Source organism: Pseudomonas sp. ES4 (assembly GCF_050586665.1).
In the GTDB taxonomy this organism is placed as follows: Bacteria; Pseudomonadota; Gammaproteobacteria; order Pseudomonadales; family Pseudomonadaceae; genus Aquipseudomonas; species Aquipseudomonas frederiksbergensis.
This window is the reverse complement of record NZ_JBOBDO010000006.1, coordinates 1-13,296: the sequence shown is the minus strand read 5'-3', so window position 1 is coordinate 13,296 and position 13,296 is coordinate 1. Positions and strand designations below refer to the sequence as shown.

15 protein-coding genes are annotated in these 13,296 nt (G+C 61.4%); 9 read left to right on the top strand and 6 right to left on the bottom strand.

The features are described 5' to 3' along the window. Positions 1-4: 4 nt before the first annotated feature. Together ACQ4OB_RS08955 and ACQ4OB_RS08950 are read right to left on the bottom strand one after the other, a co-directional pair. Positions 5-319, bottom strand: coding sequence for an NIPSNAP family protein (locus ACQ4OB_RS08955; RefSeq protein WP_074877890.1), 315 nt, complete (start codon positions 317-319; stop codon positions 5-7). Between the two features lie 13 nt (positions 320-332). Further along, positions 333-1,499, bottom strand: coding sequence for an iron-containing alcohol dehydrogenase (locus ACQ4OB_RS08950; RefSeq protein ID WP_074877888.1), 1,167 nt, complete (start codon positions 1,497-1,499; stop codon positions 333-335). A 154-nt stretch (positions 1,500-1,653) separates the two neighbouring features. Here ACQ4OB_RS08950 and ACQ4OB_RS08945 point away from each other — a divergent pair, with 154 nt between their 5' ends. From ACQ4OB_RS08945 to ACQ4OB_RS08930, 4 genes are all read left to right on the top strand, one after another. After that, positions 1,654-2,442 carry an SDR family oxidoreductase gene (locus ACQ4OB_RS08945; protein ID WP_102614204.1) on the top strand — a complete coding sequence of 263 codons (789 nt, stop codon included), beginning with the start codon at positions 1,654-1,656 and terminating at the stop codon, positions 2,440-2,442. 269 nt (positions 2,443-2,711) lie between these two features. Then, entirely contained in the window at positions 2,712-4,016 is a 1,305-nt protein-coding gene (locus ACQ4OB_RS08940; protein WP_102614206.1) for an MFS transporter, read from the top strand. A gap of 16 nt (positions 4,017-4,032) precedes the next feature. Next, a complete protein-coding gene (locus tag ACQ4OB_RS08935; RefSeq protein WP_430955521.1) occupies positions 4,033-5,151 on the top strand; it encodes an NAD(P)/FAD-dependent oxidoreductase in 1,119 nt (372 codons plus the stop codon). Positions 5,152-5,410: 259 nt separating this feature from the next. Beyond that, positions 5,411-6,007 (top strand): DinB family protein, encoded by a 597-nt coding sequence (locus ACQ4OB_RS08930; RefSeq protein ID WP_430955520.1) that lies wholly within the window; start codon positions 5,411-5,413, stop codon positions 6,005-6,007. On the opposite strand, the gene ACQ4OB_RS08925 is transcribed toward ACQ4OB_RS08930, so the two are convergent. Both ACQ4OB_RS08925 and ACQ4OB_RS08920 read right to left on the bottom strand, forming a co-directional pair. After that, entirely contained in the window at positions 5,928-6,848 is a 921-nt protein-coding gene (locus ACQ4OB_RS08925; RefSeq protein WP_074877877.1) for a LysR substrate-binding domain-containing protein, read from the bottom strand. The two genes, ACQ4OB_RS08930 and ACQ4OB_RS08925, sit on opposite strands and share 80 nt — an antisense overlap. 112 nt (positions 6,849-6,960) lie before the next feature. Continuing rightward, positions 6,961-7,860, bottom strand: coding sequence for a LysR substrate-binding domain-containing protein (locus ACQ4OB_RS08920; RefSeq protein ID WP_102614208.1), 900 nt, complete (start codon positions 7,858-7,860; stop codon positions 6,961-6,963). Between the two features lie 118 nt (positions 7,861-7,978). Between ACQ4OB_RS08920 and ACQ4OB_RS08915 the strand changes: the two genes are divergently transcribed. From ACQ4OB_RS08915 to ACQ4OB_RS08905, 3 genes are read left to right on the top strand one after another with little or no spacing between them, the layout of a single operon-like run. Then, positions 7,979-8,995, top strand: a complete 1,017-nt coding sequence (locus ACQ4OB_RS08915) for an aldo/keto reductase (protein WP_074877873.1) — start codon at positions 7,979-7,981, stop codon at positions 8,993-8,995. Between the two features lie 2 nt (positions 8,996-8,997). Further along, complete coding sequence (locus ACQ4OB_RS08910; protein ID WP_102614209.1) at positions 8,998-9,795, top strand: SDR family NAD(P)-dependent oxidoreductase; 798 nt, start codon at positions 8,998-9,000, stop codon at positions 9,793-9,795. Positions 9,796-9,822: 27 nt separating this feature from the next. After that, positions 9,823-10,233, top strand: coding sequence for an SRPBCC family protein (locus ACQ4OB_RS08905; protein ID WP_430955519.1), 411 nt, complete (start codon positions 9,823-9,825; stop codon positions 10,231-10,233). 124 nt (positions 10,234-10,357) lie between these two features. On the opposite strand, the gene ACQ4OB_RS08900 is transcribed toward ACQ4OB_RS08905, so the two are convergent. Together ACQ4OB_RS08900 and ACQ4OB_RS08895 are read right to left on the bottom strand one after the other, a co-directional pair. Beyond that, positions 10,358-11,665, bottom strand: coding sequence for a sensor histidine kinase (locus ACQ4OB_RS08900; protein ID WP_430955518.1), 1,308 nt, complete (start codon positions 11,663-11,665; stop codon positions 10,358-10,360). After that, entirely contained in the window at positions 11,662-12,402 is a 741-nt protein-coding gene (locus ACQ4OB_RS08895; protein ID WP_074877865.1) for a response regulator, read from the bottom strand. Before ACQ4OB_RS08895 ends, ACQ4OB_RS08900 begins: the two co-directional genes overlap by 4 nt. Before the next feature lie 305 nt (positions 12,403-12,707). Between ACQ4OB_RS08895 and ACQ4OB_RS08890 the strand changes: the two genes are divergently transcribed. Both ACQ4OB_RS08890 and ACQ4OB_RS08885 read left to right on the top strand, forming a co-directional pair. Continuing rightward, the gene (locus ACQ4OB_RS08890; RefSeq protein WP_430955517.1) at positions 12,708-12,971 is read left to right on the top strand and encodes a DUF2790 domain-containing protein; all 264 of its coding nucleotides are present in this window, start codon (positions 12,708-12,710) and stop codon (positions 12,969-12,971) included. Positions 12,972-13,007: 36 nt separating this feature from the next. Continuing rightward, a complete protein-coding gene (locus ACQ4OB_RS08885; protein WP_102614212.1) occupies positions 13,008-13,220 on the top strand; it encodes a hypothetical protein in 213 nt (70 codons plus the stop codon). The last annotated feature ends 76 nt before the right edge of the window (positions 13,221-13,296 follow it).

The window sequence follows — 13,296 nt, the reverse complement described above, 5'->3', positions numbered from 1 at the left end:
GGGATTATTTGATGGGGGAGAAATCCGCAGCGATCAGCAGTTTCGATTCCATCTTTTCCAGCATCGGGAACGCTTTCGGCACGAAGCCTTCGAGCCAGTCCGGGTCTTGATACAGCGCCGCGCGCTTCTTGATCCGGTCATCCAGGCTCTGGTAGGCCCAGATGTGGATGACCTGATTCAGCTCGCCGATTTCGGTGTACCACCAACCTACCAGCGTGGTGTAGCGGGAGATCACCGGCAGGCCGGTTTCCTCGAAGTGCTTGAGGTAGGTCTGCATTTTTCCGATTTGAATCGTGTAGGTGCGCATTTCGTAAAACATGGGCGTCGTCTCTTCAGGAGTGAGTGCCGTGCCAGGCGTTGCTGATGATTCGTTCGATGTCGGCGGCGGTGGTCAGGCGTGGATTGACCAGCACGTTGCCGCTGCGCATCGAGTCGCTGACCATTTGCGGCATGTAGTCCAGGTCCACGCCCAGGTCCTTGATGTTGTCGGGAATGCCGATGGCCTTGTTCAGCGCCACCACGTGTTCCACCACTTTGTGCCCGGCGCGGGCAACGCTCAGGCCATCAACGTTCTCGCCCATGGCCACGGCGATTTCACGAAACAGCTCCGGGCAGGCCGCGAGGTTGTATTCGATGACGTAGGGCAGCAGCGTCGCGTTGGCGATGCCATGGGGAATGTTGAATACGCCGCCGAAGGTGTGGGAGATCGCATGCACGTTGCCCAGTTTCGATTGAGCGAACGCGACGCCGGCGAGGAACGAACCGAGCAGCATCTGTTCCCGGGCGTGCAGGTCGGAGCCGCTGAAAAACGCTTTCGGCAGGTGGGTGCAGATCATCTTGATCGCTTGCAGCGCCAGGGCCTGGCTGACCGGGTTGGCCTGCTTTGACACGTAGGATTCGATGGCGTGAGTCAACGCGTCCATGCCCGTGGCCGCGGTGATCGACGGCGGCAGTTTGAGGGTCAGTTCGGCGTCGAGAATCGCCAGTTTCGGAAACAGCGCCGGGCTGATGATCACAGTCTTGAACAGGGTTTTGGTGTTGGTGAACACGGTGGAGGCGGTGCATTCGCTGCCGGTGCCGGAGGTGGTCGGAATGGCAAAGATCGGCAGAGGCGGGTGCAGCAGTTTGTCGTAGCCCTCGTAGTCGAGGATGTTGCCGGGGTTGGTTGCCATGGCCGCCACACCTTTGGCGGTGTCGATGCTGCTACCGCCCCCGACGCCGATGACCGAATCGCAGTCGTGGTTCTTCAGGAATGCCACGGCGCGTTCCAGCACGTCGGTGGTGGGGTTGGGTTCGACACCGGAAAACACTTCGTAGTGAATGTCACTCTCGACCAGCGAAGTGAAAAAGCCTTCCATCACACCCGACGCCATCAGCCCTGCGTCGGTGACCACCAGCAGTTTTTTTCGAACGTGCGGCTTGAGCAACGCACCGGCCTGACGCACCAGGCCGTTGCCGCTTTTCAGGGTCGTGGGGAAATAAAACTGGAACGGGTTCATGGGTGTCTCCGGTTCTTATTGGTCTGGAGACAGTAATAAGCGTGGGAGGCGGCTGATAATGAAAAGGTCTGATCCGGCGATCACCCTTTGTCATCCCCTGATGTGTCCTATCGCAGTGGTAACGTAAGGTTTTCGAACCGACTGGAGCATCGTCATGGAATTGGGAATATCGGGCCGCTGGGCCATCGTCTGCGCCGCCAGCAAGGGCCTGGGGCTGGCCTGCGCGCGAGCCTTGGCGAAGGAGGGCGTCAACCTGGTGATCAACGCCCGTGGCAACGAAACCTTGGAGGCTGCAGCCCAAGAGTTGCGCAACCTGGCACCGAGCATCGAAGTGCGCACGGTGGCCGGGGATATCAGCACGCCTGCGGTGCGCGAGCAGGTGTTGGCGGCGTGTCCGCAGGTGGACATCCTGATCAATAACGCTGGCGGTCCGCCGCCAGGTGACTTCCGTGACTGGCAGCGCGAAGACTGGTTGAAAGCGCTGGACGCCAACATGCTCACGCCCATCGAGCTGATCAAGGCCTGCGTCGATGGCATGGCCGAGCGAGGGTTCGGGCGCATCGTCAACGTCACCTCTGGCGCGGTGAAAGCGCCGATCGATGTGCTGGGCCTGTCCAACGGCGCTCGCAGCGGGCTGACCGGTTTCATCGCCGGGCTCGCGCGTCAGTCGCGGCTGGCCGGGCACAACGTCACCATCAACAACCTGCTGCCAGGCCCGTTCGAGACTGAGCGCCTGCACAAAACCCTCAGTGCCGCCGCCGAAGCTAACAGCACCACGCTTGAGAGCATCAGCGAGCAGCGGCGCCAGCACGTGCCGGCCCAGCGTTTCGGCCAGCCCGACGAGTTCGGCGCGTACTGCGCGTTCATTTGCAGCGCCCACGCTGGTTTCCTTACCGGGCAAAACCTGTTGCTGGACGGCGGCAGCTACCCCGGTACGTTCTGATTGATTGGGGGATGACGTTCAGTGATCCCCCAATCAGATCCCCTCATTATTCAGCTGTCGGGTGCGTGATTAGAGTGGAGCCGCTTACCCAATGCCAGGCAGACAAGACGCAATACCTGTGGGAGCGAGCTTGCTCGCGATAGCGGTCTTACATTCAACAGATGAGTTGTCTGCCAGTCAGCTATCGCGAGCAAGCTCGCTCCCACAAGGATTGCGGTGGCTGACAGGCATTGGGCCGCTTGCATCCACAACAATAAAGAGCGCCCCTCATGAACAATCCGAGTGCCGAAACGCTGTCCCTGACCGCCACCGAGCGCCCGACCAGCGTGCGCTGGCGGATCTTCCTCATCATGTTGCTGCTGACCGCGATCAACTACATCGACCGCGCTTCGTTGTCGGTGGCCTTGCCGTTGATTTCCAGTGAGTTCCAGATCCCGCCGGCGCTGGAAGGCTTGATGCTCAGCGCGTTTTTCTGGTCCTACGCATTGATGCAGATTCCTGGCGGCATGCTGCTGGATCGTTTCCAGACCCGTCGTGTCATCGTCATTGCGACCGTCGCCTGGGGCGCCTTTCAGGCCCTGGCCGCCGGCGCGCACAACTGGATCACGCTGCTGATCACCCGCATGGGCCTGGGCATTGCCGAGTCGCCGATCATGCCGGCCGGGGCCAAGCTCAATGGCGCCTGGCTGACCCCAAACGAACGCGGACGCGGCGCGGTGCTGGTCGATGGCGGTGCACCGCTGGGCAGTGCCTTCGGCGCGATCATCATTGCCGGCCTGATCGGCTGGTTCGACTCCTGGCGCATCGCCTTCGTGATTGCTGGCGTCGGCACCATGCTCGCGGGTGTGCTGGCCTGGAAATACATCCGCAACCATCCCAGCGAACACCCTGGGGTGAATGCTGCGGAACTGGCGCACATCACCGAGGGCAATACCAAAGTCAGCCAACCCGGCGCGGTCACCAGCATTCCTCTCAAGGAGCTGCTCAAGGATCGTTCGGTGCTGGCGATGTTCGCCGGTTATTGCTGCATTCTCAGTGTGTTCTACGGTTTGCTGACCTGGATGCCGAGCTACCTGCACCAGACCCACGGCCTGAACATTTCAAGCATGGGCGGGGCGACCTTCCTGATCTTCATGTGCGGTTTCGTCGGCGAGCTGGTTGGCGGTTATCTGGGGGACAAATGGAAATCCAGCGGCGCCTCGCCAAACCTGGTGATGCGCAGCATGTTCAGCGGCTCGGCGCTGGTGGCGGCCTTGTGCATGCTGGCGGTGGCGTATGCGAGCGAGGCCAGCAAAGCGATCGGTTTGCTCTGCGTGGCGATGTTTTTCATTCGCTGGTGCGGCATGTACTGGTGCATTCCGTCGATCCTTGGCGGCACCTCGAAAACCGGCGTGCTGGCCGGCACCATGAACTTCTGCGGGAACATGGCCGGGGTGATCGTGCCGATCCTGATCGGGCTGATCGTGCAGTTCACCGGGTCGTACTTCCTGGTGCTGATCTTCTTCGTGGTCATGGCCATGCTGCTGGCGATATTCTCCAGCCTGATCGATTATCGGGAACGAGGGCTGGCGTGAAAGGAGCGCAGGACAGGTGAGCGTCGATATCGAATGCGTGGTGGTCGGGGCCGGAGTGGTCGGGCTGGCGGTCGCCAGAGCCCTGGCCCGCAGCGGGCGGGACGTGATCCTGGTCGAGGCGGGTGAGGGCATTGGCGTGGGCATCAGCTCGCGCAATTCGGAAGTGATCCACGCCGGCATTTACTACCCGAGCGGCAGCCTCAAGGCGCAAGTGTGCGTGGAGGGCAAGCAACGCCTTTACGCCTATTGCGATGAGCGCGGCGTCGATTATCGGCGCCTGGGCAAGCTGATTGTGGCCACCGATGACGGTCAGTGCGCGGGCTTGCGGAAGTTGTTGGCGCAGGGCCACAGCAATGGCGTCGATGACCTGCAATGGCTGGACGCCGAACAGGCGCGGCAACTTGAATCGGAAGTGTCCTGCGTCGCTGCGCTCTGGTCGCCGTCCACCGGGATCGTCGATTCCCATGCCTTGATGCTGGCGCTTCAGGGGGATGCCGAAGCCAGCGGCACGTCGCTGGTTTTTCATACGCCATTGATGTCAGCCCGTTGCACCGAGCAAGGTTTCGAACTGCAAATGGGCGGCGCGCAACCGATGGCCTTGAGCTGCCGCGAGTTGATCAATTGCGCCGGGCTGTCCGCGCCGGAGGTGGCGAGCCGGATTGACGGCTTGCCGTCGCAGCACGTTCCCGAGGCTCGATTGTGCAAGGGCAGCTATTTCAGTTTCAGCGGCCGGGCGCCATTCCGGCATCTGGTGTATCCGGCCCCGGAAAGTGCGGGGCTGGGCGTGCACATGACGCTGGACCTGGGCGGCCAGGCGCGCTTCGGGCCGGACGTCGAATGGGTCGATCAGGTCGACTATCGTGTGGATCCGCGCCGTGCCGATGGTTTCTATGAAGCGATCCGACGTTACTGGCCGGGATTGCCCGATAACAGCCTGCAACCGGCCTACAGCGGTATCCGCCCAAAAATCACCGGGCCTGCCGAACCGGCGGCCGACTTTGCCATCAGTGGGCCGGCCGAGCATGGTGTGCCGGGGCTGGTGAACCTGTTCGGTATCGAGTCACCGGGCTTGACCAGTTGCCTGGCGCTGGCCGATCGGGTAACGACGATATTAGCCACACCACGACCTATGTAGCAGCTGTCGAGCAACGCGAGGCTGCGTTCGGTGCGGGCCGCGTTCGGACGAAGGCGTCGCTAAACCATACGCTGCGGTGTCTCAGATAAATCGCGTGCACAGGATTCACGACTGCTGCGCAGCCGAACGCAGCCTCGCGTTGCTCGACAGCTGCTACATAGGTCGTGTTACGGCGGAGCTACCGGTAATCAGCGTTTGCGATGCCGCTCGCCGTGAGGTCTATGCTTTGCAGTGCGCCCATCACAATGGGAGACCTGCGATGATTAACGTACGCACTGCCCGCATGCTGGCCGATTACAAGCGCTGGGCCAATCAACGCCTCTTTGACAGCTTGGCTGCACTGCCTCCGGGTGAGGTCAATAAAGAGCGCGTCTCGGTGTTCAAGAACATGATCGGCACCCTGAACCACCTCTACGTAGTGGACTGCATCTGGCAGGCCCACCTCGAAGGCCGAGGGCACGGCTTCAAGACGTCACACGATTTGCTGCACCCCGAACTCGCCGAGTTGCGCCAGGCGCAAAAAGACATCGATCACTGGTACTGCGATTGGAGCGAACGGCAGACCGATGCCTCGCTGAATAAGCCCGTCGAGTTCAGCTTTGTCTCGGGTGAAAGCGGCGTCATGAGCGCCGGGGCGATATTGATGCATGTGGTCAACCACGCCAGTTATCACCGCGGCTGGGTGATCCAGATGTATTTCGAGATCCCGGTCATGCCGCCGGTCACTGACCTGCCGGTCTACCTGCGTGAGACTGACCCCGCGTCCTTCCAACCGATTAGAGCCCCGGCAGCGGCGCCGACATATGTTGCGCAATTCTCGAGCGCAACCAACGTTCTGCCGGATCGTTATCGTTGACGCCGTTCCAGACCATGGACAGTTCCGACAGCACGATGTCAAACGGCGGGTCGTCGGCGCGCAACTGGCTGCTGCCTTCGATCAGCGCGCACGCCGCGTAGTCCGGCACCGTGGCCAGCATATCGGTGCCGGCCAGCAAGGCGCGCAGGCCGGCGAATTGCGGCACCGCCAGCACCACCCGGCGTGAGCGGCCGATACGTGCGAGGTCGTTGTCGATGGCCCCGGTCAAATCCCCGGAAAACGACACCAGCGCATGGGGACGTTCGCAGTAATCATCCAGGGTCAGGGGGCCGGGACGATTGTCGCCGCGCAGGATCTTCACGCTCAGGTCCCGCAGTTTTTTGCGCTTGGCGTTGGCTGGCAGTTCCGTGGTGTAGCTGATGCCGACAGAAATCTCCCCGGTGGAGAGCATCGACGACATCAGCAGGAAATTCACCCGACGCACCACCACCACAACGTTTTGCGCTTCTTCGCGTATTTGCTTGAGCAGCGGCGGAAACAAGCCGAACTCGGCGTCGTCGGACAGGCCGATGCGAAACACATCGCGGCTGGTGGACGGGTCGAAATCCTTGGCCCGGCTGACTGCACCGGAGATGGTGTCCATTGCCGGCTGCAATTCCTTGAGAATCGCCAATGCGCGCTGGGTCGGCTCCAGCACCCGACCGTTACGCACCAGCAGCGGGTCGTCGAACAGGTCGCGCAACTTGGCCAACGAGGCACTGACGGCAGGCTGGCCGAGAAACAGCTTCTCTCCGGCCCGGGTCAGGTTCTTTTCGAACATCAGCGTTTCGAAAATCACCAGCAGGTTCATATCGACGCGGCGCAGGTCGTTGCGGTTCATGCGGGGTTCTCGCTGGGTTTTGGGATCTTTTCAGTAAAGCACCAAACCCTGTGGCGAGGGAGCTTGCTCCCTCGCCACAGGGTTTTGTGTGCTTCCCACGCGGAGTGGACGATTATGTGGCCGGGCCTGGTTCGGTCAGCACTTTCCTGAACGTTTCCACCAGCGGTCGCAAATTGACCCGGTGCCACGCGGCCCACAGCGGCGTGGTGAATGAAATCCATGGCACTTCGCGCAGCACCACGCCGGGTGGTGCGTTGCGGCTCAGGCCTTTCTGGATCATGGCGATGCCCAGCCCCGAGGCCACCAACCCCAATGCGGTAAACGGTTCAGTGGCTTCCATGCGAATGTCCGGGGTGAAACCGGCGCGGATGCAGGCGCTGACGAAGTCGTCGCGGCTGGCGGCGTCCTGGCGGGGTTGCACGCCGATCCATTCCTGATCGGCCAGATCTGCCGGGGTCAGTGTGGTGTGGTTAGCCAACGGATGATGCTCGGGCAGGGCCAGCAGCATCGGATCGTCCAGCACCTGAAAACCCAGCAGGTCCGGGTCGTCGGCGACGGGCGGTTCGCTGACCAGGGCGATATCCAGACTACGCTGACGCAGGCCTTCGAGTTGTTCGGCGGAATTGAGGTTGTACAGCGCGACGTGCACGTTCGGCCGGTCGACCCTCAGCACCCGCAGGGCATTAGGCAGAACGCCTGCGTGCATGGCATTTTCGATGTAGCCGATGCACAAGCCGCCTTCTTCGCCGCGACCGAGACGCTTGCCCAGGGATTCCAGGCGATTGGCGTGGGTCAGCAGGGCACGGGTTTCAGCCAGGAAAGTCTGGCCATCGCGGGTCAGGCGAATGCGTTGCTGGCTGCGTTCGAACAGGGTCAGCCCCAGGCGTTCTTCGAGCTGGGCGATCTGCCGGCTCAGGGGCGACTGGGAAATGTGCAGGCGTTCGGCGGCGCGACCGACGTGTTCTTCTTCGGCGACGGCGACGAAGTAGCGCAATTGGCGGATGTCGATCATGTCAGACCTCTGGGGACTCAAGTGCTGCGTATTATGTCTTGGACGGTCCGATCATCGCAATCTAGGATCTGCTTAACGGTCACCTCTGCTGACCCCTGACACTCAAGAGGAAAAACCCATGAGCTTGAAAGACAAACTACCTGGCGCCCTCGGTTTCGGCACCGCCCCATTGGGCAACATGTTCCGCGCCATCCCTGAAGACGAGGCGCTGGCCACCGTCCACGCCGCCTGGGATGCCGGTGTGCGTTACTTCGACACCGCTCCGTTTTATGGCTCGGGCCTGTCGGAAATACGCCTGGGCACCGCGCTGGCCCAGTACAACCGCGACGACTACGTACTCAGCAGCAAAGTCGGCCGAGTGATTCTCGATGAAGTCGAAGACGCCGCAGCCCGTGATTTGGGCGAAAAAAGCGGAGTGTTCGAACACGGCCGCCCGAACAAGATCGTCAACGACTACAGCGCCGACGCCACGCTGCGCTCCATCGAAGACAGCCTCAAGCGCCTGCAAACCGATCGGCTGGACATCGTTTGGGTGCATGACATCGCCCAGGACTTCTACGGCGATCAATGGCTGGAATACTTCAACCAGGCCCGCACCGGCGCCTTCAAGGTACTGACCCGCTTGCGCGAAGAAGGCGTGATCAAGGGCTGGGGGCTGGGCGTGAACAAGGTTGAGCCGTGCGAGCTGACCCTGGATTTGACCGAAGCCCAGCCGGACGGTTTTCTGCTGGCCGGTCGCTACACGCTGCTCGATCACGATCGTGCCTTGCAACGTTTGATGGACGCCGCGCTGGCGCAGAACGTCGAGATTGTGGTCGGTGGTCCTTATAGCTCGGGCATTCTGGCCGGTGGCACACACTTCGAGTACCAGAAAGCCAGCCCGGCGATCATCAATAAAGTCGAGCAGATCAAGCGAATTGCGGCCGCCCATGGTGTCGACATCAAGGCAGCGGCGTTACAGTTTTCGTTGGCTAACCCGGCCGTGGCGGCGGTGATTCCAGGCTCCAGCCGTCCCGATCGGATTGCTGAAGACGTTGCCGCGATGTCGGCGGTCATTCCCGCTGCGTTCTGGCAGGCGATGCGCGAGGCGAAACTGGTGTCCGAACGCGCGCCATTGCCGATCATTGGAGGTTGAGCATGAACATCGATCTGAGTGGAAAACTCGCCATTGTCAGCGGCAGCACCGCCGGCATTGGCCTGGGCATCAGCAAGGCGCTGGCCGAATCCGGCGCCACGGTGGTGGTGATCGGCCGCGAGACGGCCAAGGTCGAACAGGCGCTGGCGAGCATTCGTCAGAGCGTGCCGGATGCGCGGTTGCGTGGCCTGACCGCCGATTTGGGTACTGCCGAAGGCGCCGAGTTGTTGTTCGCCGCCGAACCGCGGGCGGACATCCTGGTGAACAACCTCGGGATCTTCAACGATGTGGATTTCTTCGACGCACCGGACAGCGAGTGGACGCGTTTTTATGAGGTCAACGTGATCTCCGGCGTGCGCCTGTCACGGCATTACGTGCCGGACATGGTCAAGCAGGGCTGGGGCCGGGTGATCTTCCTGTCCTCGGAATCCGGGGTCGCAACACCGGCCGACATGATCAACTACGGCGTGACCAAAAGCGCGAACCTGGCGGTGTCTCATGGTCTGGCCAAGCGGCTGGCAGGCACCGGGGTGACGGTCAACGCTATCCTGCCTGGCCCGACGTTGACCGATGGCCTGGAGCAGATGCTCAAAGACGCCACTGACAAATCGGGGCGCAGCGTTCGGGAAGAAGCCGACGCCTTCGTGCGCAAGGCCCGGCCGAGTTCGATTATCCAACGCGTGGCGGATGTCGAGGAAGTCGCGAATCTGGTGGCTTATATCGCCTCGCCGCTGTCTTCGGCCACTACTGGCGCGGCTTTGCGGGTCGACGGTGGTGTTGTCGACAGCATGGCGATTTGAACCTTTTTGATTGAGAGAGAATATTTCATGGCTACAGCATCAGCATTCATCGACATTCCGGCGACCGCCGAGCAGGTTTGGCAATTGATTGGCGGCTTTGACTCGCTGCCGGACTGGCTGCCGTTTATTCCCCAAAGCGAGCTGAGTGAAGGCGGCCGGGTGCGCAGCCTGCAAACGGCGGACGGCGCAGTGGTGGTTGAACGGTTGGAGACGTTTGATAACGCCGGGAAGACTTACAGTTATTCGATTTTGCAGGCACCGTTTCCGGCTACTGACTACCTGGCGACTATCCGTGTTGACGCGCAGGGGCAGGGCGCGCGAGTGACGTGGTCCGGGCGGTTTACGCCTGTGGGCGTGAGTGACGAGGACGTGGTGGCGCTGTTTACCGGTATCTATCAGGGTGGCCTCGAGGCCCTGCGCGCCAACTACCCGGCCTGACCCTGAACTGATCGTTCCCACGCTCTGCGTGGGAATGCAGCCCGGGACGCTCCGCGTCCCTTTCGCGAGTTGGAACGCGGAGCGTCCCTTGAGGCATTCCCACGCGGAGCGTGGGAACGATCAGCTACTGAGCCTGAGCCGGTAATTTCAGCTCCGCGCACAACCCACCCCCCTCACGATTACTCAACGTCAACGATCCCCCGATCGCCAACGCCAACTGTTGCGCAATCGCCAACCCCAACCCGGTCCCGCCAGTACTGCGGTTACGCGAGTTCTCCACGCGATAAAACGGTTCCATCACCTGAGCCAATTCCTCCTCGGCAATCCCCGGCCCGCGGTCCATCACCTTCACCGACACACTGCCGTCAGCCTTCGCTTCCACCCACAATTCGGCGGCGCCAGCGAACTTCAGCGCGTTGTCTGTCAGGTTCACCAGCACCCGCCGCAAGGCGTGCGGCCGGGTGTTGATCACCGCGTCGCTTTTGCCTCCGAGCTGCACGTCTTTGCCCATGTCCTGATAGTCGAACACCAGGCTGTCGAGGAACGAGTCCAGATTGGTGCGGCGACTTTCCTCGGTGGCGCCATGCACGCTGCGGGCATAGGCCACGCCTTCGCGCACCAGGTGTTCTATCTCGCCAAGATCATTCCAGAGTTTGTCTTTCTCGACGCAGTCGTCCATGAATTCGGCGCGCAGTTTCATGCGGGTGATCGGGGTTTGCAGGTCGTGGGAAATCGCCGCCAGCAGTTGCATGCGCTCCTTGAGGTAAGCGGCGATGCGCGCCTGCATCGAGTTGAAGGCCTTGGCGGCATGGGCGACTTCGGTCGGGCCTTGTTCGTCCAGGTGCACCGCGTGGGTGTTGGGGTCCAGGGTCTCCACCGCCTGGGCGAGGCGGGTGAGGGGGCGGATGGCGATTCTCACCGCCAGCCAGGTGCAGATGAGCATCAGTGCCAATTGCCCCAGCAACACGATGGGCAGCCAAGGCGACAACGGCACCATCGAGGGTCGCACGTCGATGGTCACCGGGCTGCCGTCCGCCAGTTTCAGGTGGACCTGAAAATGTTTTTCTGGCCCGGGGATGTCGGTCACCGTCATCGGGTAATCCTTGCCGATGGCCTCTTTGATCGACGTCATCGCCATGGGTGAATCGCTCATCGGCATGCCCGGCGAGCCTTCGTTCAACAAATAGCGATAGTTACGTCGATTCAGTTGTTGCAGCCAGCTCATGCGTTCTTCGGCCGGCAAGCGGTCGAGGATGGCGATGGAGGTCGAGACGTCGGTTTCCAGATTGCCCAGCATGGTGTTTTTCGTGCTTTCGTACCGCTCGTAGTACTGCGCGCCGAAAGACAGCGCCTGCGCGAGAATCAAGCCGATCAGGAAGATCAGCGACAGCCGCGAGGCGAGGGTGCGAGGCCAGCGCATCGAGAGGTTCATGAGGGCGCCCCGAGGACTTCCACCGGCAGGGAAAACACATAGCCTTCGCTGCGCACGGTTTTGATGTAGGCCGGTTCGCGGGCATCGTCCAGCAAGCGCTGGCGCAAGCGGCTGACCAGCAAGTCGATGGAGCGGTCGAACAGGTCGGCATCGCGGCCTTGGGTCAGGTTCAGCAATTGATCGCGATTGAGCACCCGCTGAGGGTGATCGAGGAACACCCGCAGCAACCGATATTCCGCGCCACTGAGGGCGACCATCGTGCCGTCTTCATCGAGCAGGTGCCGGGCCGAGGTGTCCAGGCGCCAGCGCCCGAAGGCCAGCAAGCGACCGCTTTCGGTGACCACCAGGTTGGGTGGCAGCATCCTCGTGCGGCGCAGCACCGCGTTGATGCGGGCGAGCAGTTCACGGGCGGCGAAAGGCTTGACCAGGTAATCGTCGGCGCCCATTTCCAGGCCAATGATGCGGTCGGTTTCATCGTTGCGCGCGGTGAGCATCAGCACTGGCGTGGCCTTGTGTTTGCCGGCGCGCAACTCACGGCACAGCACCAGGCCATCGTCGCCCGGCATCATGATGTCGAGCACGATCAGGTCCACCGGCGTGGACTCCAGGAACGTGCGCATTTGCCGCCCATCGGCCACGACGGTGGTGCGCAGGCCGTTTTTCTTGAGGTAGTTGCCTACCAGTTCCCGGATCTCGCGGTCATCGTCCACGATGAGAATGTGATCGACGTGTTCCATTTGGCCAGGCCTCTGTAGATGGGGGATGTCGCGCAGTCTATCGAGCCTTGGCCCGCTCGCCCGCAGTCCTTTGTATTGCAGTGTATCTGGCCTGTCGACGGATACACGTGGAGGCAAAAACCCCCGTTTTCAGGGCATTTGTATCGCTGTGTATCCCGGCCCGGTTCTGATACGTAACGATTTACCCGCGCCTGTTCCCGACACAGACGAGATACCTCGCGAGCTTCTAATAGGTTCCATCGAGGCAAATCAAACCGCCTCGGCCCAATCAACGATTGCCCTGTTGAAGCCTTGAGGAAACCACCATGAACACCAAAGCCGTCTGTGCCGCTTGCTTGTTTGCCGCCCTGAACATCTGCACCTTGTCGGCCCGCGCCGAAGCCGATGTCGCCGCTAAAACCTACACCTACGGCACGCACCTGGACATCAAGAAAGTGGTGTCGCTGAAACAGGACGACTCGACTTCCTGCGCAGTTGTGGATGCCCAGCTGACTTACCTGGATTCCCATAACAAAACCCAGGTCCTGGACTATCGCAAATTTGCGGATAGCTGCAACTCAGACAACTGAGTCCTGCGCTGACCCATTTCAAACAGGAGGAACATCATGAACAACGTAAGCCGCTTTTTGACGGCCATTGCCTTCTCCGTGGCGGGCGCCGCCGCCCATGCCAATGCTGCTGTTGAACAGAAAAGCTGTGGCAGCGCGACTTGCTTTCAGCTGACGCCGGTGGCGCAGAAGGGCGGGAACGCCTTTTTGGCAGACGACGGGTCGAGCCGCACCCCGCAGGGCCAGAAGCTGGAAAACCAGGCGGTCTGACGCTCTAGCTAAATTTTGTAAACGCCACTGTCTCCCTGTGGGAGCGGGGACGGGCTAGGGCGGGGGAAGAGAAACC

Excerpts from the sequence above, each read along its gene's own strand:
- ACQ4OB_RS08955 (WP_074877890.1), bottom strand. The coding sequence starts at position 319 with ATGTTTTACGAAATGCGCACCTACACGATTCAAATCGGAAAAATGCAG.
- ACQ4OB_RS08950 (WP_074877888.1), bottom strand. The coding sequence starts at position 1,499 with ATGAACCCGTTCCAGTTTTATTTCCCCACGACCCTGAAAAGCGGCAAC.
- ACQ4OB_RS08945 (WP_102614204.1), top strand. The coding sequence starts at position 1,654 with ATGGAATTGGGAATATCGGGCCGCTGGGCCATCGTCTGCGCCGCCAGC.
- ACQ4OB_RS08940 (WP_102614206.1), top strand. The coding sequence starts at position 2,712 with ATGAACAATCCGAGTGCCGAAACGCTGTCCCTGACCGCCACCGAGCGC.
- ACQ4OB_RS08930 (WP_430955520.1), top strand. The coding sequence starts at position 5,411 with ATGATTAACGTACGCACTGCCCGCATGCTGGCCGATTACAAGCGCTGG.
- ACQ4OB_RS08925 (WP_074877877.1), bottom strand. The coding sequence starts at position 6,848 with ATGAACCGCAACGACCTGCGCCGCGTCGATATGAACCTGCTGGTGATT.
- ACQ4OB_RS08920 (WP_102614208.1), bottom strand. The coding sequence starts at position 7,860 with ATGATCGACATCCGCCAATTGCGCTACTTCGTCGCCGTCGCCGAAGAA.
- ACQ4OB_RS08915 (WP_074877873.1), top strand. The coding sequence starts at position 7,979 with ATGAGCTTGAAAGACAAACTACCTGGCGCCCTCGGTTTCGGCACCGCC.
- ACQ4OB_RS08910 (WP_102614209.1), top strand. The coding sequence starts at position 8,998 with ATGAACATCGATCTGAGTGGAAAACTCGCCATTGTCAGCGGCAGCACC.
- ACQ4OB_RS08905 (WP_430955519.1), top strand. The coding sequence starts at position 9,823 with ATGGCTACAGCATCAGCATTCATCGACATTCCGGCGACCGCCGAGCAG.
- ACQ4OB_RS08900 (WP_430955518.1), bottom strand. The coding sequence starts at position 11,665 with ATGAACCTCTCGATGCGCTGGCCTCGCACCCTCGCCTCGCGGCTGTCG.
- ACQ4OB_RS08895 (WP_074877865.1), bottom strand. The coding sequence starts at position 12,402 with ATGGAACACGTCGATCACATTCTCATCGTGGACGATGACCGCGAGATC.
- ACQ4OB_RS08890 (WP_430955517.1), top strand. The coding sequence starts at position 12,708 with ATGAACACCAAAGCCGTCTGTGCCGCTTGCTTGTTTGCCGCCCTGAAC.
- ACQ4OB_RS08885 (WP_102614212.1), top strand. The coding sequence starts at position 13,008 with ATGAACAACGTAAGCCGCTTTTTGACGGCCATTGCCTTCTCCGTGGCG.